The sequence below is a fragment of the Cellulomonas sp. URHE0023 genome, from assembly GCF_000688475.1.
In the GTDB taxonomy this organism is placed as follows: Bacteria; Actinomycetota; Actinomycetes; order Actinomycetales; family Cellulomonadaceae; genus Cellulomonas.
Genome location: NZ_JIAN01000005.1, coordinates 1504392 through 1529082, shown reverse-complemented (window position 1 = coordinate 1529082; position 24691 = coordinate 1504392). Strand labels below are relative to the sequence as shown.

20 protein-coding genes and 1 tRNA gene are annotated in these 24691 nt (G+C 71.5%); 6 read left to right on the top strand and 15 right to left on the bottom strand.

What is annotated here, in order from left to right; translation table 11 throughout:
- Window positions 1-42: 42 nt before the first annotated feature.
- From N553_RS0107850 to N553_RS21685, 4 genes are read right to left on the bottom strand one after another with little or no spacing between them, the layout of a single operon-like run.
- A complete protein-coding gene (locus tag N553_RS0107850) occupies window positions 43-627 on the bottom strand; it encodes a YdeI family protein (protein ID WP_028046066.1) in 585 nt (194 codons plus the stop codon).
- Window positions 624-1670: a hypothetical protein gene (locus tag N553_RS21690; RefSeq protein ID WP_051639901.1), complete on the bottom strand. Its 1047-nt coding sequence runs from the start codon at window positions 1668-1670 to the stop codon at window positions 624-626. The genes N553_RS0107850 and N553_RS21690 overlap by 4 nt, the downstream gene beginning before the upstream one ends.
- Window positions 1670-3145 carry an RNB domain-containing ribonuclease gene (locus N553_RS0107840; protein WP_028046065.1) on the bottom strand — a complete coding sequence of 492 codons (1476 nt, stop codon included), beginning with the start codon at window positions 3143-3145 and terminating at the stop codon, window positions 1670-1672. Before N553_RS0107840 ends, N553_RS21690 begins: the two co-directional genes overlap by 1 nt.
- Window positions 3146-3169: 24 nt before the next feature.
- On the bottom strand, window positions 3170-3703 hold the full coding sequence (locus N553_RS21685; protein ID WP_051639900.1) for a MarR family winged helix-turn-helix transcriptional regulator: 534 nt from the start codon (window positions 3701-3703) through the stop codon (window positions 3170-3172).
- A gap of 98 nt (window positions 3704-3801) precedes the next feature.
- Between N553_RS21685 and N553_RS0107830 the strand changes: the two genes are divergently transcribed.
- Together N553_RS0107830 and N553_RS0107825 are read left to right on the top strand one after the other, a co-directional pair.
- Complete coding sequence (locus tag N553_RS0107830) at window positions 3802-4881, top strand: alkene reductase (RefSeq protein ID WP_028046064.1); 1080 nt, start codon at window positions 3802-3804, stop codon at window positions 4879-4881.
- Window positions 4882-4898: 17 nt separating this feature from the next.
- Window positions 4899-5792, top strand: coding sequence for an NADP-dependent oxidoreductase (locus tag N553_RS0107825; protein ID WP_028046063.1), 894 nt, complete (start codon window positions 4899-4901; stop codon window positions 5790-5792).
- A gap of 85 nt (window positions 5793-5877) precedes the next feature.
- On the opposite strand, the gene N553_RS0107820 is transcribed toward N553_RS0107825, so the two are convergent.
- Together N553_RS0107820 and N553_RS0107815 are read right to left on the bottom strand one after the other, a co-directional pair.
- Window positions 5878-6633, bottom strand: coding sequence for a DeoR/GlpR family DNA-binding transcription regulator (locus tag N553_RS0107820; protein ID WP_028046062.1), 756 nt, complete (start codon window positions 6631-6633; stop codon window positions 5878-5880).
- Between the two features lie 304 nt (window positions 6634-6937).
- Window positions 6938-10594: a hypothetical protein gene (locus N553_RS0107815; RefSeq protein WP_156043738.1), complete on the bottom strand. Its 3657-nt coding sequence runs from the start codon at window positions 10592-10594 to the stop codon at window positions 6938-6940.
- Window positions 10595-10881: 287 nt separating this feature from the next.
- On the opposite strand from N553_RS0107815, the gene N553_RS0107810 reads away from it, so the two are divergent.
- Window positions 10882-11121 (top strand): hypothetical protein, encoded by a 240-nt coding sequence (locus tag N553_RS0107810; protein ID WP_231505191.1) that lies wholly within the window; start codon window positions 10882-10884, stop codon window positions 11119-11121.
- A 33-nt stretch (window positions 11122-11154) separates the two neighbouring features.
- Here the strand turns inward: N553_RS0107810 and N553_RS0107805 are convergent.
- A tRNA-Ser gene (locus N553_RS0107805) sits at window positions 11155-11246 on the bottom strand.
- Between the two features lie 90 nt (window positions 11247-11336).
- Window positions 11337-11966 carry a TetR/AcrR family transcriptional regulator gene (locus N553_RS0107800; RefSeq protein ID WP_028046059.1) on the bottom strand — a complete coding sequence of 210 codons (630 nt, stop codon included), beginning with the start codon at window positions 11964-11966 and terminating at the stop codon, window positions 11337-11339.
- 115 nt (window positions 11967-12081) lie between these two features.
- On the opposite strand from N553_RS0107800, the gene N553_RS0107795 reads away from it, so the two are divergent.
- Complete coding sequence (locus tag N553_RS0107795; RefSeq protein WP_028046058.1) at window positions 12082-13080, top strand: zinc-binding dehydrogenase; 999 nt, start codon at window positions 12082-12084, stop codon at window positions 13078-13080.
- A gap of 61 nt (window positions 13081-13141) precedes the next feature.
- On the opposite strand, the gene N553_RS0107790 is transcribed toward N553_RS0107795, so the two are convergent.
- The 6 genes from N553_RS0107790 to N553_RS0107760 all read right to left on the bottom strand — a co-directional run bounded on the left by N553_RS0107790 (window position 13142) and on the right by N553_RS0107760 (window position 21591).
- Complete coding sequence (locus N553_RS0107790) at window positions 13142-14626, bottom strand: DUF2252 domain-containing protein (RefSeq protein ID WP_231505190.1); 1485 nt, start codon at window positions 14624-14626, stop codon at window positions 13142-13144.
- Between the two features lie 46 nt (window positions 14627-14672).
- Entirely contained in the window at window positions 14673-15404 is a 732-nt protein-coding gene (locus N553_RS25605) for a hypothetical protein (protein ID WP_231505189.1), read from the bottom strand.
- A 132-nt stretch (window positions 15405-15536) separates the two neighbouring features.
- Window positions 15537-16148, bottom strand: coding sequence for an ATP/GTP-binding protein (locus tag N553_RS0107780; protein ID WP_028046055.1), 612 nt, complete (start codon window positions 16146-16148; stop codon window positions 15537-15539).
- Window positions 16129-16506 (bottom strand): DUF742 domain-containing protein, encoded by a 378-nt coding sequence (locus N553_RS0107775; RefSeq protein ID WP_028046054.1) that lies wholly within the window; start codon window positions 16504-16506, stop codon window positions 16129-16131. Before N553_RS0107775 ends, N553_RS0107780 begins: the two co-directional genes overlap by 20 nt.
- 17 nt (window positions 16507-16523) lie before the next feature.
- Window positions 16524-16973, bottom strand: coding sequence for a roadblock/LC7 domain-containing protein (locus N553_RS0107770; RefSeq protein ID WP_028046053.1), 450 nt, complete (start codon window positions 16971-16973; stop codon window positions 16524-16526).
- Between the two features lie 85 nt (window positions 16974-17058).
- Complete coding sequence (locus N553_RS0107760; protein WP_081844415.1) at window positions 17059-21591, bottom strand: ATP-binding protein; 4533 nt, start codon at window positions 21589-21591, stop codon at window positions 17059-17061.
- Between the two features lie 289 nt (window positions 21592-21880).
- On the opposite strand from N553_RS0107760, the gene N553_RS0107755 reads away from it, so the two are divergent.
- Window positions 21881-22861, top strand: a complete 981-nt coding sequence (locus tag N553_RS0107755) for an NAD(P)H-quinone oxidoreductase (protein WP_028046051.1) — start codon at window positions 21881-21883, stop codon at window positions 22859-22861.
- A gap of 12 nt (window positions 22862-22873) precedes the next feature.
- Here the strand turns inward: N553_RS0107755 and N553_RS0107750 are convergent, their stop codons facing one another.
- Window positions 22874-24103: an AGE family epimerase/isomerase gene (locus tag N553_RS0107750; RefSeq protein WP_028046050.1), complete on the bottom strand. Its 1230-nt coding sequence runs from the start codon at window positions 24101-24103 to the stop codon at window positions 22874-22876.
- Window positions 24104-24184: 81 nt separating this feature from the next.
- Here N553_RS0107750 and N553_RS0107745 point away from each other — a divergent pair, with 81 nt between their 5' ends.
- A complete protein-coding gene (locus tag N553_RS0107745) occupies window positions 24185-24688 on the top strand; it encodes a bacterial proteasome activator family protein (protein WP_051639899.1) in 504 nt (167 codons plus the stop codon).
- The last annotated feature ends 3 nt before the right edge of the window (window positions 24689-24691 follow it).

The following is a 24691-nucleotide window of genomic DNA, read 5'->3' as shown; positions in this document are numbered from 1 at the left end:
CCCGGAAGTGGACCACACAAGGGACATTCCCTGCCAGAGCTCCTAGCGACGAACCTGCTGGTGGGCGGGTACTCCCTGCTCGGCGAGGTCCGCGGTCTCCTCGATCCGGGCCGCACGCGTGACGTCGCGCCTCGCGTCCACGATCCAGCGGAGGATCCCCCGGCGGACCGCCTCGCTGAACGCGTCCCAGTGCTCGCGCGAGCCGCCCCGTGACCCGAAGGCGTCGAGCAGGTCCTGGGGCAGCACGAGGGCGTCGGCGTCGTCGTAGCGGGACCACGAGCCGTCCTCCTTGGCAGCGTCGATAACGGCGCGCCCCACGTCCGTCATGCGCCCGTCGGCCTCGACCCGGGCGACCCGCTCCTTCGACAGCAGGCTCCACCCGCTGCCCGGACGTCGACGCGTGAGCCAGAGGGCCGACCGCTCGGTGTCGAGGGTCTGGGACTGGCCGTCGATCCAGCCGAAGCACAGCGCCTCCTCTATGGCCTGTTCATAGGTCACGTGAGGCTTCCCGCTCGACGCCCGCCACATGACGAGCCAGATTCCCGGTGACGTCGCGTGGTGCTCGGCGAGCCACTCGCGCCACTGCTGCGCTGACTCGATCAGGACCTTCTCGGCGTCGTCCTTCACAGCCCTTCCCTCCTGGCGGCGGCAGCCTCCCGGGCCCGCTCCGCGCGTTGCAGCTCCCGCTCGGTGGTGGTCGTCTCCTTCTCGTCGTGCCGGAGGTTCGCCTGCGCCTGGCTCACGTCCTTGTCCGCGATGGTCGCCGCCTTGCCCGCGGCCGCGAGCCTGCGTCGGACCTCGGCGAGCGTCTTCACGAGGTCGTCCTCCTCCTCGTGGGCGTCCTGTGCCGCGCGCTCGGCGCGTTCGAGCAGGGCGGCGCTCTCGTCTCGGACCTGCTGGGCGGCGTCGTGCTTGCGCTGGGCGTCCGCGAGCGCCTGGTCCGCGGCCTCGAGGGCACGGTCGGCCTCGTCCCGCAGCCGTTGCTGGCGCTCGTGCGCCCTGGCCCGCCGAGCCTCCTCCGGGTCGACCGCGGGCTTGACCAGAGTGAGCTTCGGGCGTTGCTGCGTGGGTGCGTCGCCGGAGTCCGGCTGGCCGGCCGGCGCGGACTTCTGGCGGGTCTTCGGTTCGGTCCTCGCAGTAGCCGTCCCGGAGGATCTCGGTCCCGAGCCCGTCGTCGTCGTGGCGCTCGGGTCCGCGCTGCCGAATCCCGACCACTCGCGGGCCACCGTGAGCCGACCGGAGGTGACCTCGCGGGCGACCTCCGGGTCCGCGAGGGCCGCGGTAAGGGTCGCGTCGAGCTCCTGGGTGACCGAGTCCCCGATGCGCTGGCCTGCCGGCTGGGCCAGCTTGCGGGCGCGCGCGGTGAGCGAGCGGACGAGGGCGCGTCGTTGGGTGCTCAGCTCACGGAGCGCGGGTCCGTCGAGGGAACGCTCCGCATCGCGCAGGCCCTCGCCGAGGGCGACCACCTGGTCGGCGAAGCCGGGGTCGTCGCGTACCAGGAGGTTCATCAGCCAGGCGGACACGGTCGGTTTGCGCAGCTCCGTGATCTGCTTGGCCAGCTCACGGTCACCGTCGGCCCGTGCGGCCTTGGCGGCGGCGTCGCGGTGCTCGATGAACACCCCGGGTGGCCCGCCGTACAGCTCGTCCGCGACGTCGTCGAGCTCGGACATCAGGTCGCTCCGCCGCCCGTCCCAGGCGCCGCCACCTCGAACCGCACCGTGCGGGTCGCGACGTCGGCCTGGACCACCCTGACGCGCACGTCCGTGCCGAGCGGAAGGTCGGCGCCCTCGATGCGACCGCGGACGGCGGGGTCGCGCAGCTGCACCACGCCCGCAGCCCGGTCGGCGCGCACGTCGACGATCGCGCCCTCGAACACCTCCCCGACACGGCCGGTGAGCAGCGCCGCCTCGACCAGGTCGAGACATCCCCGCTCGTACTCGCCGGCGTGCTTGTCCCCGGTCGCCATGATCCCCGGCAGCTCGGGCAGCGCAGCACGCGCCCAGTCCGGCACTGGCGCACCGGCGCACAGTGCCACGCAGACCTCCCCGACGAACCGGTCGACGAGGCGCCGCAGCGGCGCGGTCGTGTGCGCGTAGGGCGCCGCGATCGCCGCGTGCAGCGTGTACGACGGCACCTCGCCGTCGAACGCGACGTACGCGGCACCACGCAGCAGGCTCGTCGCGTCGGTCAGCAGGGCGGCGTGCGCGGGTTTCGCCGCGTCGAGCTCGCGGATGACGTCGCCGGGCGACGCGCCGTCCGGCCAGTCGACACCGAGCGCCCGCGCGGAACGCTTGAGGCGCTCGACGTCCCGCGGGTCCGCCTCGGGAAGGGTGCGCAGGATGCCGATGCCCCCGTCGAGCATGAGCCGCGCCGCGCACATCCCGGTCAGCAGCGAGATCTGGGCGTTCCACTCCTCGACGGGCAGGGTCGCGCGACTGCTCAAGGCCCAGGAACCGTCTTCCTGCTGCTCGACGACCTGCTCCGGTGCGGGCAGCGTGATGCCACCGCGACGCTTCTCCGCCTCTTGGCGCAGGGTCCCCACGGTCTGCAGGAGGAGCAGGACGTCGTCCGCGGACCCGTCGTCGAGCGCGTTCTGCGCGCCGCTGTACGTCAGCTGTGCTCGGCTTTGTACACGGCTGCGGGCGACGTCTACCTGCGTCGGCTCGCCCGTGCTGTCGAGGTCGATCGTCCACAGGAGCGCGGGGGTGACCTGGCCCGGGAGAAGGCTGGCTCGCGACTCGCTCAGCTCCGGCGGGTGCAGCGGGGTCCGGCCGTCGGGGGCGTACAGCGTCTCGACCCGGGCCCGGGCCTCGTCGTCGATCGCGCCGCCGGGCACCACCCAGGCCGCGACGTCCGCGATCGCGTAGTGCACCCGGTACCCGTCCGGCGTGCGCTCGATGTGCACCGCCTGGTCGAGGTCCATCGAGCCCTCGGGGTCGATGGTGACGAACGAGATGTCCGTGGCGTCGGCGCCGACCTGACGGGGCTGCGCGGCCGTGGCCTCTGCCGTCACCGGCTCGGGGAAGTCGTCCGGGATGTCCAGCTCGTGGCGCAGCGCGGCAAGGCCCTCGCGGACCAGCACGTCGACCGCGGGACCATCGGGGACGCGCTGGCTCGGCTGCAGCTGGACGTGGCGACGGGGCACATCGAGAGCCTAGGCCGGACGCGATCAGGTCGCTGGGGAACTCCCGCCGGTCTGGCGCTGCTGCGCGACCGTCGTCGTCGGCGCGTCGAGCAGGTTGTGCTCGAGCCTGCGGAGGATGTCCAGGGCCGCGGCCCGTTCGTCCGGGTCCAGGTCGCCGACCGTCCGGCGCTCGAGCTCCGCCCATAGCGACTCGATGCGGATACGCAGCCCCTGGCTGGCTGCGGTGGGCTCGACGAGCGTCACGCGTCCGTCGTGCGGACTCGGCCGTCGACGGACGAAGCCGGCCCGCTCGAGCCGTTGGACGGTGCGCGTCATCGATGCGGAGTCGGTGTCGAACAGCTCGGCGAGGTCGGCCTGACGTTGCGGTCCGTACTCCCACAGGTGCATGAGGAGCAGCTCCTGACCCGGCCGGAGACCGAGCTCCCGGAACAGCTGACCCGCGACCGCTCGGTGGGTTCGCGCGAGCCGGAAGATCGCGTGACTGACGGGCCCGCCGGCAGCGGCGCCCGGTTCCCTGTTCACGCCAGGGATCTCCGTTGGTTCCTTGCTGCTCGGCATACAGCGATGGTACCGGCTCGTGCCGAGGGAATGGATCGGCGGAGTGATCGGTTACCTGTCCCGAACAGCAAACGCCGTTCGGGACAGGAGCAGGGATCATGACCACAGCATTCGAGCCGACGCGGATCGGCCGGTACACCACCCGCAACCGCATCGTGATGGCCCCGATGACCCGGAGCCGGGCTTACGGTCCAGGAGCTAGCGCGACCCCGCTCATGGCGGAGTACTACGCGCAGCGAGCCGGCGCAGGACTGATCGTCACGGAAGGCACCCAGCCCTCGGCCCAGGGCCAGGGATACCCCAACACCCCCGGGCTCCACACCCGCACCCAGGTCGAGGCGTGGCGCGGGGTCACGTCCGCGGTCCACGCCCGCGGCGGCCTGATCTTCGCCCAGCTCATGCACACGGGACGGATCGGGCACCCGAGCCTCTCGGGGCTGGCGCCCGTCAGCGCTTCCGCCGTGCGCGCCGCCGGCACCGTGTACACCCCGACGGGCGCACAAGAGCTCGTCACTCCGCACGCTCTCGACGAAGCAGGCATCGCCAGCACGATCGCCGACTTTGCGCAGGCGGCGCGCAACGCCATCGAGGCCGGGTTCGACGGGGTGGAGCTTCACGGCGCCAACGGCTACCTCCTGCACCAGTTCCTCGCGACCAACGTCAACACCCGGACCGATGCCTGGGGCGGTGACACCACAGGACGCACCCGTTTGACGGTCGAGGTCGCCCGGGCCGTCGTGGACGCGATCGGCGCGGATCGCACGGGGCTACGGATCTCCCCCGGCAACCCGTTCAACGACATCTCCGAGGACGACGTCGAGGCGACCTACACCGCGCTCCTGGAGGCGCTCGACCCGCTGGGCCTGGCGTACCTGCACCTCGCCGAGGGACCTGACGCCGGACTGACCGCCATCCTGCGAGCCCGGTGGTCCGGCCCGCTGATCCTCAACCCCTTCACGCCGGGGAGCTGGACCGGGCCGGACGCGCTCGACCGGCTCGAGGACGGCTCGGCGGACCTCGTCTCATTCGCGGCGCTCTACCTGGCCAACCCGGACCTGCCGGTCCGGCTCGCAGCCGGAGGCCCCTTCGCCGCACCCGACTACAGCACGGCCTACGGCGGCGACCACGCCGGCTACACCGACTACCCGACGCTCGACGACGCCAGCGTCGTCGGCTGACCACGAGAGGAACTGCCATGAAGAGCATCGTCATCGACACGTTCGGCGGACCGGAAGTCCTGCGCACCGCCGAGTCCCCCACCCCCGCGCCCGGTCCCGGTCAGGTTCGCGTACGCGTCCAGGCCGCCGGCGTGAACGGCATCGACGGCAAGATCCGAGCCGGCTTCCTGCCCGGCGCCGACCTGCCCGCCGCCCTCGGCATCGAGATCGCCGGCGTGGTCGACGCGCTCGGCGCCGGTGTCACCGACGTGCGCCTCGGCGACGTGGTGGCGGGCTTTGCCGACGCGGGCGGCTACGCCGAGCTGGCCCTGGCGAGCACGTACGCGGTCGTGCCGGCCGGGCTCACCGCGATCGACGCGGTCACCGTCCCCGTCGCCGGCGAGACCGCACTGCGCGTGCTGCGTGAGCTGGCCGTCCAGCCCGGCGAGACGCTCGTGGTGCACGGCGCGAGCGGCTCGGTCGGCGAGCTGGTGACCCAGCTCGCGGTCGACCGCGGCGTCCGCGTCGTCGGAACCGCCTCCGCGGGTCACCAGGACCGGGTCGCGGCGCTCGGTGCAAGCCCGACGACGTACGGTCCCGGCCTGGTTGACCGCGTGCGCACCCTGGCGCCCGACGGTGTCGACGCTGTCCTCGACACCACAGGCCGTGGGGTCCTTGCCGACTCGATCGAGCTGCGCGGCGGCACCGACCGGATCGTCACGATCGCGGACCCCGCGGCGTTCGCCCTGGGCATCACCTTCAGCTCGGTCGCACAGAGGTCCGCCGCCGAGCTCTCGGCTCTGCTCGAGCGGCGGGCACGCGGTGAGCTCACGACCACTGTCGGTGGCGTGTTCGCCCTGGACGACGTCGCGCGAGCCGCAGAGCTCAACGACGCCGGACGCGGAGGTGGCAAGCTCGTCCTGGTCCCCTGAGTCGACGGTCTCGGTGCGCGTCGCTTCCGTGCACCGAGACCGCTCGGTCGTCGCGCGTCGGGCCACGAGTCACCGACAGCGACGCTCAGGCGTACCGGACCGTCACCCCGCGCTCCACCAGTGCCGTGATCGCCGGAGACTCCGCCCCGGCGTCCGTGACGATCCCGGCGACCGACGTCAGCGGCAGGACACGGAACGGCGAGGCCGCCCCGACCTTCTCGCTGCTGGCGAGCACCCACGTCTCGGCCGCCCGCCCGGCAAGGAGCCGCTTCATCGCGGCCTCGTCGGAGTCACCCGTGGTGAGTCCGGCATCCGCCTGTACCCCGGTCACGCCGAGCAGGAACAGGTCGGCAGAGATGCCCGCCGCGGCCTCCGCAGCGGCCGCGCCCATCGCGACGCCGGAGTGCTTGAACTGCCGACCTCCGATGACGACGACGTCGACACCCCGGTGCGGGATGAGCGAGGACGCGATGGTCGGGCTGTGCGTGATGACGGTCGCCTCGAGGTCCGCAGGAAGCGCGGCGCAGACCGCCAGGGTGGTCGTGCCGCCGTCGAGGATGACCGTCATGCCGGGACTGATGAGGGAGACGGCCGCGCGAGCGATCCGCTCCTTGCCTGCCGTCGAGAGGCCCGCGCGGACCGTCAGGTCACCGACGGCAGGCGACGCCGGGAGCGCTCCGCCGTAGACGCGCTGGGCGAGCCCCGCAGCCGAGAGCTCACGCAGATCACGCCGGACACTGTCCTCGGAGAGCCCGAGCTCGGCCGCGAGCTCTCGGGCCACCAGCTTGCCGTCCCGGGCCAACCGTTCCAGCAGGAACTCACGTCGTTCCGCCGCAAGCATGTTCAGGCTCCCTCTCACACGATCTCGCACAATCCATGCATCATGGCCCCGATGCGTCAGCCCGTCGGGGTCTTGCACATGGAAGCCCGGAGGCACCCGGGCCCGTCACGGCCACACCGTGCCGCCCACACTGTCCTGCCTGGCGGTCACAAGCCGCCATTCTCCTCGCGAGTCCTGCGAGGGCGCGCGCGACCCACCTGCGGCTCGTTCCTCACCGGCAACACTGCGCGACCCGGTCGCACGGCAGCCGCGCTCACACCGCGGTCGGGGACGCACGCCGCGCCCCCGACCAGACGGAACGTGGTCAGCTGGCGCCCCACACCTCGTAGGTGGCGTTGATGACGCCACCGACCACCGGGAAGGTGGCCAGGACCTCGTCGTCCTCGCCGTGCGCCACCGCGACGCAGCTACGGCTCGCCGCTGACGTGACCGGCAGCGTCCCGACGAACGCTGGAGTGGGCAGCTCCGTCGTCTCGAACCGACTCGTCCACCGCACATAGGTGTCCTGCTCGTCCATCGCGACCTCGACGGGCGAGGACGAGTCCGCCGCGTTGCAGGTCGCCGACACCCGTGCGGTGCCGACCGGGACCATGCTCGCCTCGAGCGAGAGCTGGACCGAGTCCCAGCCGAAGGCGTCCCAGTGCAGGCCCGGGGTGCCGGGCAACCCGTCTGCGACGTTCTCCCCCGTGCGGTTCGCGCACCTGGACTCGTTCGCGTGCGTCGGCCGCAGGAAGTCGACCTTCACGGACACGCCTCGGACGTCGATCGGGTCGCCCGGATAGTGGATGAACGTCCCGACACGGCTGATGATGGAGAAGTTCCCACGCCCCTCAGCCGCCGCAGCTTCCTGCAGGCTGTTCAGAGTGACCTGCCACCGCCCGGTCTCGTCCTGGCCCATCTTCTCGTACGCGGCCTGCGGCCAGAGGGTGTCCGGGCCGAGGTCCCAGAAGAGGTAGATCGAGTCGATCGAGTCGTCCCCCGAGAGTCCCGAGATGTCGGCGGACACCGTGGTCCCTCGGGAGTCCGGGTCGGTCACCATGCTGGACAAGCCGAGCGCCTCGTAACCGACGGCCGTCTGAGCCTCGTTCGTCGCAGTCTCCGACACCGCGGCCGCGCTCGTCGTCCACTGGTACGCCGGGAGGCACACCTGCAGGGCGACATCGGTCAGCGGGGTGCCGTCCGAGCCCGTACCCGTGCCGCCGTCACCGGGGTCACCGCCTCCGTCGCCGGGGTCACCCCCACCATCGCCGGGGTCACCCCCACCATCGCCGGGGTCACCGCCGCCGTCGCTGGGGTCGGTGTTCGCCGGGTCGAACGGGTACGTGTCCGACGCGAAGGGGATGAGGATCTCGCCGAGCTCTTGACGCCAGTTGACCAGCTTGTACGGGGGGAAGTGCACGGGGCCGACCTCGATGTAGATCGACAGGATGTACCCGACCGCCAGGTTGAGGACGATGTTCTTCACGTCCGTGACGGTCCGCCTGGTGACGTCGATCGTCACCCACCGTTCGACACCGACGCCCAGGTCGATGAAGGGCCCGTCGAGCACGTCGTAGACCTTGACCAGGAAGCGGAAGTTCAAGCCGCCGCCGTAGACGACCTCGACCTGGATCGCTGCGGTGGGTGTGCCGGAGGACGAGTGCTCGTTGATCACCGTCCAGTGGTCGTCGTGGTACGTCATGCCGCTGCGGTTCATCAGGGTCACGTCGTAGCGGGTGACGAGGCCAGCTTCGGCTGCGAACTTGGCGTAGATGCCGGGCTGGAGCTCGAACTTCAGGACCAGCGGCACCGGTCCGATCGGGATCGTGACGCCGCCGAGCGGGATGGCCAGCTTCGGGAAGCTCTTCACCTTGCGGAAGTCGACGATCGGGGCGATGGCCTTCGCCTCGACCGACAGCTGGGTCATGGTCGACATCGCGAAGGTCACCGTGTTCAGGTGCGCGCTCTGCTCGTGCCAGTTCGCGACGAGGTCGATGTCGAGCTCGAACTCGAAGCTCACGCCGAGGGTGGCCTCGATACCGACGGTCAGGGTCCCTTCGGCGTTGCTGAGCGGTTCGGGCGCCACCGTGAATGTGGCCATGCCGTCACCCGGACTGGCGAGGAGTCCACTGAGTGCGGACGTGGCGAACCTGCCGCTGGACCCAGGGGAGCCGCCCTGGTCCGGCATGGTCTGCTGGGACCCGTCCAGCACGATGTCGGTCAGGTGCACGTGCGCGTCGAGGAGCGCGTCGGTGAACTCGGCGGGCGCGGTGTGCACGATGGACGTGTCGCCGAGTCGCTCGACGGAGAAGACCCGTCGCAGCATGCCGTCGGGCGCGACGTCGGTGATGCCGCTCGCGACGACGTCGCCTGCGACCAGAGGGGCGATGCCCTGGAACACGACCGTGTCCTCTGTGAGCGAGAGCAGGCCGTCCTGTTCGGCCGGGGCGAGCACATGCGTCTCGGGCGCCACGACGACGCGGCCGGCCTGCGGCGCCTCGATCGTGATCGTGCGGGGCACGGTGGTGGTGCGTCCGGCCCAGTCGGTAGCGCGGATGGCGAGGGTGGTGTGTCCGACGGGTGCCGGGGTGGTGATCTGCCAGTGCCCGTTCCCGGCCATCTCGGCCGTGCCGACCACGTCACCCGCGACGCTGACGGTCACCTCCTTGACGCCCGAGCCCGCGTCCGCGGCGGTCCCGGCGATCGTGAGCTCGGGAAAGTCGGCCTGGTTGATCGTGGCGTCCTGGCTCGGGGTCGTGACCGTGAGGGTCGGGGCGACCGTGTCGGCGGACGCAGCGACGGGACCGGACTGGTAGCCGGTCAGGGTGGTCCCGGTGATCGCGGCGCCCACGGGTGCCAGCAGGAAGGTCTGCCCCTTGTTCAGCGGGGCGACGATGGTGAAGGTCGTGGTGGCGAGGCCCGGGACGAACGCGCCTCCGGCTGAGCCGAGCAGCGTCCGGGCTGCGGTCGACCCGGACAGCAGCAGCCCTGGCAGCGCCCCGGCGCGGACCGAGACCTGCAGGAGGGCCGCCTTGGCGGACGTCGGGACGCCGGCGCCGCTCACGCTCAGCGCGCGGGTGCCGTTGGCCGAGGAGCTGCTGGTCAGGGACCGTGCGGGCACGGCGACGATGCCGCCGTCGAGGGGTGCGCGGACCACGTCGGAGGACTGACCGGCGAGCCAGCCGACCACCGCGATCCGCAGCCCGGAGGTGGCCGAACCGCGCAGCGTGTAGGTGAACGAGCCGTCCTGGTCGAGGGCGGCCAGCACCAGGGACGTCGACCAGGTCGGGGTGTAGGCGACAACGGCGGCGCCCGAGAACGAGAGCGTCCCGTTCCCCAGGCCCTGCGTCTGGACCGAGAGCCAGACGGCGCGCGCACCCTCGACCGGGACTTCGCCCAGTCCCGCGACGGGGACCGTGGAGGCGGCCCCGAGCGCCGGAACGGTGCCGCCCGCGCCGGTTGCCTGGTCCAGGACCGTGTGGCTCGAGGTCACGGCGGTTCCGCCGATGCCGACGGGTGTCGACGCGTTGCCGCTGACGTACCCCACGACCGTCAGCGCGATGCGCGCCGAGATCGAGGAACGCAGCGAGACGCCACCGCTCGCATCTGTGGTCACGAGCGTCGTCGCCGACGAGATGCCTCGCGAGAACGAGACCGTCGGTGCGGCAGGCTCGGTCGCGCCCTTCGACCACATCGTCACGGTGCCGGCGGTGACCGCGGTGAGCACGTGCACCTGGACGACCAGAGACCCGGTACCCGCGGGGACGTCGTGCCCGAGCGCCAGGGAGACGTCCGTCTGCTCGTCGGCCCGCACCACGGTGCCGAGCAGGCCACCCCACGCCGGGACCGGGCGGACCTGCTGCCACGCGCCCCCCGCGGTGGGCGCCGGCGCGGCCGAGGCGGCCACCTGCTCGAGCGCCGAGGCGCTACCCGCGAGCGGCCCTGCCAGCGCCAGGCTCACTGCGACTGCGGTGGCAGCCACGAGGCGCCCGATCCGGGGTCCGAACGGTCTCACTTTGTGCCCTCCACGACGCACGCGGGGGACCCTGAGCCGCCCCCGGCGTCCGCATCGTGTCAACCGAGCTGTGAGCCGGGTGTGTGTTCAGGCGTCCGTTCACCCGTCCGCTGGCCGAACTCACCCGGCCGGCCCCGAATTCGCTGCGCTGAGGGGCCGGTACGGTCTCTCCTGGGAGGCCGTGGGCACGAGTCCGTGCGTGCCTCGTGGGCCGCAGTGGTCCTCCTGACCGAGAGGATCAGTGCGTGGAGCCCATGAGGCCAGTGCCGGCCGAGTCGTACGTGGGGCCTCCGGCACCACCGGTCCGCACGTTCCGGTGGTGGATCGACGTGGTGGCCCCCCTCGCGGTCGGCGCAGCGATCTGGCTGCTCGTGGGCGACATGCCCATCCCTGCAGTCCTCGGCTGGATGACGCTCACGTGGCTCGTCTACTGGCTGACCATGACCTTGCTGGCACGTCGCGCCCGGCGACGCGCAGCGTCAGCCGTCGACTAGCGCAAGACGAAGGACCTGCACGAGCACCATCTGCGGAGGGCGTGGGATTCGAACCCACGAGAACGGGGTTGTCCCGCTCCAACGGTTTTCAAGACCGTCTCTTTCGGCCGCTCAGACAGCCCTCCAGCGCGAGACGGCTCCCAGGAGCCGCTCGTCGCGCGACGAGTCTGCCACAAGGGACCCGTCCGCCCGTGCTGGCCGGCGCCCAGGGCCCGCTAGCTCTCGCGGGCTGGGCCGGATGCAGCCATGAGCGTGTCCCACGCGGCCATGGCGCAGGTGATGACGTCCTCGAGCTCGCTGCGATCGGCCCCGTCCCGGGCTTGCACGGACAGGCCCTGGACCACGGTGTCGTAGTAGCGGGCGATGCCGTCGAGGCTGGTCTCGGGAGCGGCGACGTCGCCGTCGGCGACTCCGCGGGCGAGACGGTCCCTGATGGTCGCGCGTACGCCGAGCCGCAGTCCCGCAAGGAACTCCCGCACCGGCTCGTTCTCCAGCGCACCGGTCGGAGCAGCGAGCACGAGCATGCAGTAGTGCGGGGTCTCGGCGCCGGTGACCTGGTCGGCGGTGGCCCGCAGCATCGCGTGCATCGCCTCGCGCGTGGTGGAGTGCTCACGCAGCGCGATCCTTGGCGGCGCGCCCGCCGTAGACCCGTAGAGGGCCATCACCTGGCGGAACAGCTGCTCCTTGCTGCCGAAGCACGCGTAGATGCTGGCCGATGCGATCCCCATCGCCTGGGCCAGATCGCTCATCGAGGTGCCCTCGTAGCCGCGCTCCCAGAACACGTCGAGGGCCTGGCGCAGGGCGACGTCGGGGTCGAAGGTGCGCGGCCTGCCTCGCGTGGTCATCTGGATTCGTCCCCCAGTTGTTTGTCGTTCGATCAAGTATGCCTTGACCTGCTGGCGTCGACGCCCTTACCGTTTTCTTGATCGATCGACAAACAAAGAACCGGAGGCCGGTGTCATGACCATCCCCGCAACCATGCGCGCCCTGCAGCAGACGTCCCTCGCCGGACCGCAGGACCTCCGACTGGTCACCGACGTCGCCGTGCCGATCCCCGGTCCCGGTGACGTCCTCATCCACGTCGCCGTCGCCGGCGTGAACTTCGTGGACATCTCCCAGGCCCGTGGGACGTTCGCGCACGGGCCGTGTCCGCCGTACGTCGCCGGCATCGAGGGCGTCGGAGTCGTCGTCGCCGTCGGCGAGGGGGTGACAGAGCCGTCACTCGGCACGCGCGTCGTCGGGGTCGGCATCACCGGGGGCGCCTTCGCCGAGTACATGGTGCTGCCGGCGGCCGGTGCCGTGCCGGTGCCCGAGGGATGGTCCGACGAGGACGCGCTGGGCCTCCTGGTGAACTGGCCCACCGCTCTGGCGGCCCTCCGACCGCTCGGATGCCTCACCCGAGGCGAGACCGTCCTCATCCACGCGGCCGCAGGCGCGACAGGCCAGGCCGCGGTCCGGATGGCCGTGCACTACGGCGCGACCGTGATCGCCACGGCATCGCCGGACAAGCACGACGCCGTCCGGGCCCTGGGCGTCGACCACGTCCTCGACAGCCACAGCAACCGCATCGCCGACGAGGTGCTCCAGCTCACGGGCGGCGACGGGGCGGACCTGGTGCTCGAGTCGGTGGGCGGAGCCACGCTCGAGGCGAGCCTGGCCGCGACCCGCCGGGTCACGGGCCGAGTCGTGGTCTACGGCGTGGCGGGCGGCGACGCCTCGATCTCCGGCTGGGACCTGATCTACACGAACCAGGTCCACGTCATCGGCCTCAACATCGGCACCCTCATCCGGTCCGCGCCGCACCTCTTCGGCGAGGTCATGGCCGAGCTGTTCCACCTCGTCGCCGCCGGCGTTCTGGGCGGCCACCGACCCACGGTCTACGACCTCGCCGAGGGCCCGAAGGTGCTCGCGGAGCTCGAGTCGAGGGCCACCACCGGCAAGCTCGCTCTGCTGCCGTAAGTCGACGCACACGACGCACACGCGCGAAGGCGGCCGCGGGCGCGGCTGCCCGCCCGCGCGCTCACACGCCGTGGATCGCCGTCAGACGTCCCGTCGCGATGGCGTCCAGAAGCACGGCATGGTCCTGCTCCGTGCGGTCCGCGTACTCGGTGGCGAAGGTGGCGAAGGCCTCGTCGGCCGTCCTGGAGCTGCCGAGGTAGGCCGCGATCGCGATGCGGTCACCGGACCGGGCGTGCGCGCGGGCCAGGGTCCAGGCGCAGAGCTCCGCGTAGCGGGCCATCCCGCTGGGGACCATCGTCTCGATCGACGCCGACCCCTTCCAGTCGCGCAGCTGCCGCAGGTAGAAGTCGCGTTCCAGGCCGTCGATCCCGTGGGTCCGCTGCCAGCCGAGCATCACGTCGCTCGCTGCCTGCATGAGGCGCTGACCCTCCACGACCCGCTGCCCGGCCTGCGTGTACTCGCTGGACCCGAGGAACTGCTCGAGCACCGACGCCTGCGCCTCCTTGGCCTGCAGGATCATCAGGTCGTTCTCGTCGACCCCCTGCAGCAGCAGGATCCAGGCCCGCGTCCCGACGCTACCGACGCCGACCACCTTCCTGGCCATGTCGATGACGCGGTACTGCTCGAGCAGGTGGCGCCGGTCCGGCTGCAGCGTCGAGCGGTAGGCGCGGACCAGCTCGGCGAGCCGGTCGGCGAACTCCGCGGCCCCCTCGACGCCGAGGAGCTGGTCCATCGTCGTGACCAGCGGAGGGTCCGAGATGAGGCGGCGACGACCGTCGACGATCTCGGTCAGCTTGCTGACGGACTGCAGGTGGTCACGGGACCGCGCCTTGGCGATGGTGGACTGGGTCCGCTTCGCCTGGGACTTGTTCAGCTGTGCCACGAACTCGCCCATGAACTCGTCGACGTCGACCCGGGCGTACCAGACGTCGAGCTCGGACTTCGTCGCGAACTCCCGCATGGCCTCGCGGTACTTCCGGGCTGCGCCCACGACCATGTCCCGCCGCTCCTTGCGCGGGATCCGGTTTCCGCGCGCGGCCACCTCGACCGACGCGACGAGCCGTTTGACGTCCCACTCGAAGGGGCCGGGAAGGGTCTCGTCGAAGTCGTTCAGGTCGAACAGCAGCCGGCGCTCCGGCGTCCCGTACAGACCGAAGTTCGACATGTGCGCGTCACCGCACAGCTGGACCTCGAGCCCGCTGCTGGGAGTCGAGGCCAGGTCGGAGGCCATGATCAGCGCCGCACCACGGAAGAAGGCGAACGGCGACGTCGACATGCGCCCGTAGCGGAGCGGAACCAGCTCGGGGACCCGCGTCGCCGCCTGGCCGACAAGCAGGTCGATCGGGTCCGGCCGCTTGCCGGCACCGCCGGCCAGTGCGAGCGACTCCCGCGGGGTGAGTACGCGTGCAGCCGCGCCCCTGGCCTTGCGCTCGGACCGCGTGAGGTGGACGACGTGGCCGGTCGGACGCCGTCGCGAAGGACGGAGCGGGGACGCCAGACGCACGGCGGCCGAGTCGAGCAGCTGCGGATCCTTCGGTGTGCTCACTAGGGCAACGTAGGCCGAGGACGCACGGCAGGGAAGGACCGCATCATCAGTCGTCCGCCTCCCACCAGAACGGAGCCATGCCCGGGGAGACCACCAGGAGGCCGTGAAGCGCCGCGACGCGAGCCAGCTGTGTCTCGTACGTGGCCACCGCGACGACCCCAGGATGCGCAAGCGCCGCCCCGATGTGCAGCGCCGTGAACGGCGGCAGCACCCCGGAGACCTTCGTCGCGGCGCGCAGCGTCTGGTCCGAGAACCGGACCACCGTGACCCGGGCCTCGACATCTCTAGCCACACCCCGCGCCTCGACACCGGCGGGCCACGCGACCTGGTGCAGCTCGGTGAGCCCCAAGGGCGTCGTGATCAGCTCCTGCTCGTGGTCCCCGGCCCACGCCAGCCAGTCCGTGTGGCTCGACGACCCGACGACGTACTGTGCGAGCGCTGAACCGTCCGCGTAGACGCGTCGTCCCGGGGCGGGTTCTGAGGTCGGTAGTGCCAGCCCGAGCCTCTCAGGGTGGTCGTCCGGTGCCGCTCGTGGGGCGGTCAACGTCTCCGCCACGGGTTCTGGCGCGTCGTCGAGCGGGGGACGCGGCGTCGTCAGCGCAGCCATCGCCGCCACCGGATCGGGCGCCGCAGGGGGCTCCCCCGTGGCCTCGTCGTCGGCAACGGACACGTCCTCTGCGACCGCCGGCTCGTCCGCCTCCGCCCGCGGCTGTGGCACCTCGACCGCCTCGTCGTCGTCACCGCCCGAACGCGGTGAGGGGACGGGGTCGACGGCCATCGTCACATGATTCCCTACCTGGGCCCGGCACCGGCGGCCTACGCGAGATCCGGATCCCTGGCGCCCGGACACGAACAACGGCCGGCCCTCGGGAGGGCCGGCCGCTGTCGTGGTCGAGCTGAGCTCAGAGGCTCATCGGCTCCGCAGACGCTCCATCGCGAGCTGCACGAGCGAGATCAGAGCCTGCTTCGTGGCCGCACGCGACCGGGCGTCCGTGTAGAGCACCGGCACGTGCGCCGGGATCGCCAGGGCGTCACGGACGTCGTCGAGCTGGTGCTTGGCGACGCCGTCGAAGCAGTTCACGCCGACGACGAACGGGATGCCGCGGCTCTCGAAGTAGTCGACGGCCGGGAAGCACTGGTCGAGCCGGTCGGTGTCGACCAGGACGACGGCGCCGATGGCACCGCGGACCAGGTCGTCCCACATGAACAGGAACCGGTCCTGGCCAGGCGTTCCGAACAGGTAGAGCCAGAGCGAACCCGGCAGGGCGATGCGACCGAAGTCCATCGCCACCGTCGTGGTGGTCTTGCGGTCCGACACACCGCCGGCGTCGTCGACGCCGACCGAGTGCTCGGTCATCGCGGCCTCGGTGTTGAGGGGCTCGATGTCCGAGATGGAGCCGATGAAGGTCGTCTTGCCAACGGCGAAGCCGCCGGCGACGACGATCTTGACGACTGTGGGAGCGACGCTTCCTGCCGTGCCCGCCGGAGCGGCCACAGCGGCGTCAGAGGGCGGAAATGCCATTGAGAACACTCTCCAGCACGCTGAGGGACAAGGCAGGGGACTCACCGGTGTTGACCTCGACCGGCTGTGAGGCGTGCACGCGCACGATGTTCTGCTCGGCGAGGTCGGACACGAGGATCCGGATCACGCCCAGAGGCAGGTGGAGCAGGGCCGACAGCTCGGCGACCGAGATGTAGTTCGACGCTGCGTGTTGCAGGATCGCCCGCTTCTCGGGCGGGAGCCCCACACTCGCGACGGCGCCAGGCATCGCCTCGACCAGTGCCTCGAGAGGCAGGTCGGAGCGCGCCGAGCGCACGCGGCCACCGGTCACGGCATAGGGCCGGACCGTTCTGGCCTCGTACTCGATGTGCTCGCTCATCGTCGGGTCCTGTCGGCTCAGGCCACGGGAGCGCGCGTGGCGCCGTCAATGGGGAGCTGGCCGCGCATCTCGGAGATGAGCTGCGGGGTGAGCGTTGCCTCGGTACGGGAGACGAGCATCGCCATCTCGTAGCCGATGAGCCCCACGTCGCAGGACGCCTCGGCGACGACGGCGAGAACCGAGCCGTTCGAGACGCTCATGAGGAAGAGGAAGAGTGAGTCCATCTCGATGATGGCCTGACGCACCTCCCCCGCACGGAGCTGGCGCGCTGCGCCACGGGTAAGGGATGACATCCCGGAGACGATGGCCGCGAGCTGGTCGCCGCTGGTGCGGTCGAGCTGCTCGGACATCGCCATGAGAAGACCGTCCGCAGACACCACGAGTGTGTGGCGAGTGCCGGGCACGGTCCGGACAAAGTTGTCCAGGAGCCAGCCGAAGTTGGCTGCCTCGGTGCTGAGCGCGGTCACACTTCCTCCTTGCTGGTGCAGTCGATGACTGCGGGGTCGGACGTCACCAGGGCTGGGACGACGGTTGAGGGGTACAGGTCTGTCATCAGCTAGCGCCGTTCTGGCTTGTGGGGTCATCGGTGGCCTGACGGCCACGGTTGGTCCCGGACTGGAAGCTAGACAGGCGCGAGCGGAGCTGGTCCGCGTCTCGCTGGACGGGCTTCCCTTCATCCTCGGCGATCGTCGACGCCGGGACAGCTTGGGCGACACGCTTGGTCAGTCGCTCCGCAGAGCCACCCGACGCGGCCGGCCGGTAGGCCGACAGCTGGGAGAGCTCCGAGAGCGCCTGCTCCTGGATGTCCGAGCGTAGCGCGAGCATCGCCGCCACCTCGTCGTCCAGCGTGCCGATCCGCGGTGCGACCGACGGCGGCAGCGCAGGCTGCGGGACCGTCGACGGCGGGGCGGGGTTTGCGCGGGCGTTCCACTCCGGCGGCGACCAGGAGCCGGCCGACGGGTGCGCGGGGGCAGCCGCCTGGGCGGGTGCCTGGGGCGCGGTGGGCGCCGGGAACGCGTTCTGGACCGGGGCCGCGGGAGCGGACCACTGGTCGGTCGACGCCATCCACGACTGCGGCTCGGGCTGCGCGGCCTGGGCCTGAGCCTCAGCCGTCCAGGCCGACGTGCGGACCGGAGCGACCTGGCTGGCCGGGGCCTCGTAGGCGACCGGGGCCGGGGCGACGGGCGCGACCGGGGCTGCGTCTGCGGCGTCGGCCTTCTTGCGGCCGAACAGACCCCAGCGACGGCCACCCTTCGCCTCTTCGGCAGCGGTGGGCTGGACCAGCTCGCCGAAGGCGGGCTGGGCTGCCGGCGCTGCCGCCGTGGCGAACGGGTCGTGGATCCACCCGGGGGCTGCGGCCAGCGGCTGAGCCGGCTGCGCGACAGGAGCCTGCGGTGCGGCCTGAACCGGCTGCGCGACAGGGGCCTGCGGTGCGACAGGAGCCAGCTGCTGGTCGAACGACGGCGCGTACGGCTGCTCGTAGGTCGGTGCGAACGAGGTCGGCTCGAACTCCGGCTGCTCGTCGACCGTCACGGCCGCCTCGGCCTCGACCGGGGTGAACATCTGGGTCGGCTGCTCGACCTCCGGGTGGTCCTCGACGAACGCCGGCCAGGCCGGTGCGTCCTGCTCGGGCGCGGCCCAGGCGGGTGCCTCGACGGCGACCGGGGCGACGTCGGCAGGAGCCTCGTCCGCCTCGAGCTGGACCGGGGCCCATGCGGGCTCCTCAGCCTCGACGACGACCGGCTCGGGAAGCGCGGGCTCGGCGACGGGCGCCGCAGCCTCTTCCCAGGACGGGGCCGGCCAGGCTGCTGCCACGACAGGCTCGACCTGCGCGACCGGCTGAGGAACCACAGGCATCGCACCGGTGTGCCAGGCGCGTGCCTCGTCGAGCGTGCGCTCGAAGGGCTGGTAGGCGGCGGGCGTCTCGGCGGCAGGTGCCGCCCAGCCCGCGTAGCCGCTGTAGCTCGTGAAGGTCTGAGCGGGCGCCACCTCGGCGGCAGGCGCGTTGCGAGGCGCCTCCACGACGGGTGCGACCTCGGCCACGGGCTCGACCGGCTCGGACGCCTCGACCGGCTCGGACGCCTCGACCGGCGCCCATGCGGGCGACTCGGCAACAGCCTGGTCCCAGGCGTTCACGTCCACGACCGGCGCAACCCAGGCGTCGGTGTCCGCGGAGACCGCATCACCGGAGTGCCGGACCTCGAGCGCCTCGTCCGTCTCGGCGGCAGGGGCCGCCCAGGCGGGGGTCGGTGCCCAGGCAGCCTCGTCGGCGACCGGGGTCGGCTCGGCGACGGGCGCCTGCCATGCGACGGTCTCCTCGGCTGCGGGAGGTGCCCACGCCGGGACGTCCTCGACCGTGGGTGCCTGCCACGCGGCAGGAGCCTCGACGGACTCGGCCGCAGGCGCCTCCCACGCGGGAGTCGGCTCCCAGGCGGGAGCGTCCTCGGAGCTCGGCGGAGCCCACGACGGGTCGGGCTCGAAGCCGGCGACGTCGTCGCCCTGCTCGGTGGAGTCCTCGACCACGATCTCGGCTGCGGGCTCCTGCGAAGCGGCCTGACGGTGCTCGGCCTCCTGCGCCTCCCACGAGTCGTCCTCGGTGGCGAGCGCCGGGACGACGATCTCCTCGACCGGAGCGGCGTGCGCACCAGCGGACATCCACGGGGCGCGGACGGCCGGCACGGGCGTCGGGTCGACGGACTCGGCCGCGGCAGCCTCAGCCACCTGCTCGGGCGTACGACCACGGAAGCCGGAGAACAGACCGGCACGCGCGGCGGGGGCCGGAGCGGCCGCGGTGGGCGCCTGCGTCGGCTCCTCAGGAGTCGCCCAGGCCGGCGTCGAGGCACGGCTGCGGCTCGGCAGGCCACCGCCCGCGGGGGCGGCGGTCTTGGGGGCCCAGTCGGAGCCCAGCGCGGCTGCGGAGATCTCCGGTGCGATGTGGCCGTCGGGCGCCTCAGGCAGGACGAGGTTGTCCTCGTCGAAGGTCTTCTTGGAGCGCGACGGCAGAGCGGCAGACGACTGGAACTCGGTGACGGGGATCGCGCCCTCGTCGTGCGTCCCGTCGTCGTCGCGGCCACGGCGCTTCGGGAGACCGAGCGAGGTCTGACCGTCCGTGAGCGCCGCGAGGTCGACGGCCTGGACGACCGGGGCCTCGATCTCGGGCATGCCCGGGTCGACGCGGGGGGCAGCCAGGGCGGCGGGTGCACCGTTGTTGTACATCGCGGACTCGCTGGCGACGAACAAGGTCGCCGGGAAGCGCACGATCGACTCGGTACCCGTGCCGTGCGTCGCCTTCATCAGCTTCACGTCAGCGCCGAGGCGCTGGGCGATGCGGCCGACCACGAAGAGGCCGAGGCGCTGGTTACCCAGGGAGTCGCTTGCGGACGTCGACGCGATCTTCGCGTTGGCGGCGTCGAGCTCGGCGTCGCTCATGCCCAGGCCCTGGTCGAGGACCCGGATGATCACGTACTGGCCCGAGACACCGGTGGTGACCGTGACGGGCGTCTCCGGCTCGGAGAAGACCGTCGCGTTCTCGAGGAGCTCGGCGAGAAGGTGAGCCGCACCGAGGGCGTTGAAGCCGTGCATGTGCGGGTCGACCTGCAGGTCGAGCTCGACGCGGTCGTACTGCTCGATCTCCGAGGAGGCGGTACGCACGACGTCGGACAGCGGCATCGAGTCGCGAAGACGACGACCCGAGTCGATGCCGGCGAGCACGAGCAGCGACTCCGCGTTACGACGCATACGGGTGGCGAGGTGGTCGAGGCGGAAGAGGTTGGCCAGCGTGCTGGGGTCCTCCTCGGCGCGCTCGAGGGAGTCGATGAACGACAGCTGCCGGTTCAGGAGGACCTGGTCGCGGCGGGCGACGTTGACGAACATCTCCGCGATAGAGCCACGCAGAGCGGCCTGCTCCTGGGCGACCTGCACGGTCGTCTGGTTCACCGAGTTGAACGCGGCGGCCAGCTGGCCGACCTCGTCACGTGACGTCACCGGGATGGGTGCGAGCGTGATCTCCGGTCCCTCACCAGGGACCGCCACCTGCTCGACGAGCCGCGGCAGCTGCTCGCGGACCTCACCGGCTGCGACCGTCAGGCGACGCAGCGGGACGACGATGGCACGGGCGATGACGAAGGCGAAGAACATGGACACGATGGCGGCCGCGATGGCGAGGCCGATCGTGATGATCGCTCGGCTACGGGCGTCGGTCGCGGCCTTCTCGGCGACGGTCGCGGCGGCCTCGAGCACACGGCCGTTGAGCTCGTTGAGGTTCGTCGTCTGCGACGTGACCTCGGAGAGCCAGGTGGCCGGGTCGACCTGCCCGAACGTCGCCGGGTCGCCCTCGACGAGGAGCGAACGCATACGTGTGAACGCGGACGTCGGGTCCTTCGGCGGCAGGACGAGCGAGTCGATGCCGAGACCGGTCAGCGCGACGCGAGCACGGGAGCGGGCAAGCTCGGTCGACGCGGCCTGCGAGCCGTAGGCGCGGATGACTGAGGGGTTCGCGCCCTTGCTGGTCAGCACGGTCACACCGTCGATGAGCTCGACGACCAGGTTGTCCTGGGTGTCCGAGACCTCTCGGTACGCGGTGATGTAGGCCGCGAGGTCGCGGTTCCTGAAGCTGTTGGCGACCTGCTCCACGAGCCCGACCTGGCCCTGGATGATCTGCGAGTAGTTCCGCTGCAGCAGCGCACGTGCCGAACCGATGTCGGCGAGCGTCCGGACCGAGGGAAGCAGTGTGTTGTGAGCGTTCTGGACTTCCAGGAACTGGTTCACCACCGCCGGCGGGAACTCGGTGAGGTCCATCTTCGCGGTCAGCGGCTTCACCGCGTTGAGCGCGGCGTCTGTCGCTGCACGCGCTTCGGCGATCCGCTCCGGCGAGCCGCCGTTCAGCGTGAGGACACGCTCGGTCTCCACCGCCACACCGAAGGGGGCGTACTGCTGGAGAACCCGCACGACGTCCTCGGCCGCGTTGGCGTTCTTGAGGTCCGCGAGAGCGGTGTACGAGATGAACGCTCCGGATCCGAAGATCACGAGCATGGGGACGGCAAGGACAGCCATCACTTTGGCGCGAATGCCGAGCCGTCGCAGCATGTCGTTCCTTTCCGTCTTCCGACAACGGGTGTTTCCACCAGGTCGATCCGGTCAAGCCTTCTGTTGACCCTCTAGGAGTCCCGTTGGCTGTCATCGGCTGTTGGACACCGGACCATTAGCCCGCCGCCAGAGTTTGCCATGGACGTCACCCGCTGGGATACGAGAAGTTGAACCCAACATCGAGGCCACGTGTGCTATCGGGACGTGTGTTCTGGCTGCCAAGACGGCGATCGGAACCCACGGGGGTACGCCGAAGTGTAGGGATGTACAGGCCAGATACTGTGCCGTCGTGCGCGCGGTCGTGATCACCGAGGCCGGGGGGCCCGACGTCCTGGACGTCCGAGAGGTGCCCGAACCCGTGGCCGGGGCGCAGGACCTGACGGTCGAGGTCGCGGCAGCCGGTGTCAACCGTGCGGACCTCCTGCAGCGGCTCGGCCACTACCCACCACCACCGGAGGCACCGCCGTGGCCGGGGCTCGAGGTGTCCGGGACGGTCCTGCGCGTCGGTCCAGGTGCGACCGGGTCGGGGTGGCGGGTCGGTGACCGGGTCGCCGCCCTGCTGCCCGGGGGTGGGTACGCCGAGCGCGTCGTCGTCCCGGCCGGTCTCGCCCTGCGGATCCCCGACGGGGTCGCGACGATCGACGCGGCAGCACTTCCGGAGGCCGTGGCCACCGTCTGGTCGAACCTGAGAGCGGCGCGGCTCTCGCCCGGCGAGACGCTGCTGGTCCGCGGAGGTTCCGGTGGGATCGGGTCGTTGGCGGTCCAGATCGCGCACGCGCTCGGCACGCGCGTCCTGGCGACGGCAGGCGGGCCGCTGCGCACGGCGCGCCTCGGGCCTCTGGGTGCGGCTGACTCGTTCGACCACCGTCTGCCTGGCCTGTCCGACCGTGTCCTCGCCGCGACGGACGGTCAGGGGGTCGACGTCATCCTCGACGTGCTCGGCGCGGGCGGGCTGGCGGAGAACGTTGCGATGCTCGCCGACGACGGCCGGCTCGTGGTCATCGGTCTGCAGCAGGGACGACGTGGGGAGCTCGACCTGTCTGCGCTCATGGCCAAGCGCGCTGCCGTCCTCGGCACGACGCTGCGGTCGCGACCGCTCGAGCAGAAGGTCGCGATCATGGACGGCGTACGACGGCACGTGTGGCCGTTCGTCGCCGACGGCTCGGTGCGTCCCGTCGTGCACGCCCGGCTGTCCTTCGACGACGCCCCCGAGGCGCACCGTCTCCTCGAGTCGGGCGAGGCCTTCGGCAAGGTGCTGCTGCTGCCGTGACGCGGACCGGTCTCAGTCCAGGAGGCCGGCGGCGAGCGCGGGGACGATCACCGGGGTGAGCGGCAGCCGTGGGATGAGGGTGGCCTGGACGGCGTGGTACAGGTCCGCCTTGCCGGCCCAGACGGTGCGTGACACCTCGTTCGTCGTGCCCAGCTCGTGCCACCAGGAACCGCCGACGCGGTCCAGGTGGTGCGCGCCGATGTACTCCCACCACTGCGTGTAGAGGTCGTCGAACCGCTGCTCGCCGGTCGCAGCGTGCAGTGCTGCGGCGGCTCCGACGGCCTCGGCCGCGACCCAGTGCATGCGCTCACGCACGACGGGCGTGCCCGACCAGTCCACGGTGTAGACGAACCCAGGAGCACCGTCGACGTCCCAGCCCTCCTCGACGGAGGCGTCGAACAGTGCGGTCGCGTCGGTGAGCATCCACGCCGGGGCGACGTCACCCGTGGCGGTGATGGCCGCGCGGGCGTGCAACGTGAGCCGCGACCACTCGAGCCAGTGCCCGATCGTGGCGCCGTACGGGCGGAACGGGTGCGCCGGCTCGTCGATGTTGTAGTCGAGGTCCGGGTTCCACTGCGTGTCGAAGTGCTCCGGGATGCGCCAGTGGTTCCCTGCGGCGAAGCCGTGCACGACCTTCTCGATGATCCGCAGCGCCCGCGTCAGCCAGACCCTGTCGCCCGTCACGTCTGCCGCCGCCAGGTACGCCTCGACCGTGTGCATGTTGGCGTTCACGCCGCGGTAGCCGTCGAGCGTGGTGAACGTGCGGTCCCACTGCTCGACGGACATGCCGGCCTCGTCGTCCCAGAAGTGCTGCGCCGAGACGGCCAGCGCCTCGTCGAGCAGCTCGCCGGCGCCGGGGCGTCCCGCGGCGGTCGCGGAGGACGTCGCGAGAATGACGAAGGCGTGCGGGTACGCCGCCTTGTCCGGGTCGACCGGGGTTCCGTCACGGGAGACCTGCGCGAACCAGCCACCGTGCTCGTCGTCGTGGAACGCGCCGCGCAACGCGTCGAGCCCGTGGTCGACCAGAGCCGCCGACCCGGGGCGCCCCAGAAGGTGGCCGATCGCGTAGACGTGCGTCATCCGGCACGCGATCCACAGCTCGAGCGGGCCGTCCACCGGCTCACCCGACTCGTCCTGCCGGGCGAACCCGCCCGGGACGACGCTCCGCAGCCCGAAGTCGAGGAGCCGGTCGGTCTCGGCTTCGAGCCAACGAGCGTGGGCGGGGGTTGTCAGCCAGGCCATGCTGCAACCCTAACGAGCCGGTAGAGGTGGTTCCGACGGGCAGCGGTGGGCGGATCTTCCTGCGTCGGACACAATGCCCAGATGAGCAAGAACGAGCCGCAGGCACCGCGCGTGGTCGTCGTCAAGCCGCCCGACGACCCAGAGGCCGAGGTCGAGGACGTGTCGGGTCTCGTCGAGCAGCCCGCCAAGGTCATGCGGATCGGCACGATGATCAAGCAGCTGCTCGACGAGGTGCGCAGCGCTCCCCTGGACGACGCCGCCCGCATCCGGCTGGCCGAGATCCACGAGCGCTCGCTCGCCGAGCTCGAGGAGGGCCTCTCGCCCGAGCTCGTCGCGGAGCTGCACCGGATCACGCTGCCGTTCGTCGAGGACCAGGCGCCGTCGGACGCCGAGCTGCGGATCGCGCAGGCCCAGCTTGTCGGCTGGCTCGAAGGGCTGTTCCACGGGATCCAGACCGCGCTCGTCGTGCAGCAGATGGGCACCCAGATCCAGGTCGGCGGTCAGCGACGGGCCCTGCCCCCGGGCCCGGGCGCTGCTCTGCCGACGGAGGAGGACCGGCAGGGCTCGACCGGCCAGTACCTGTAGGCA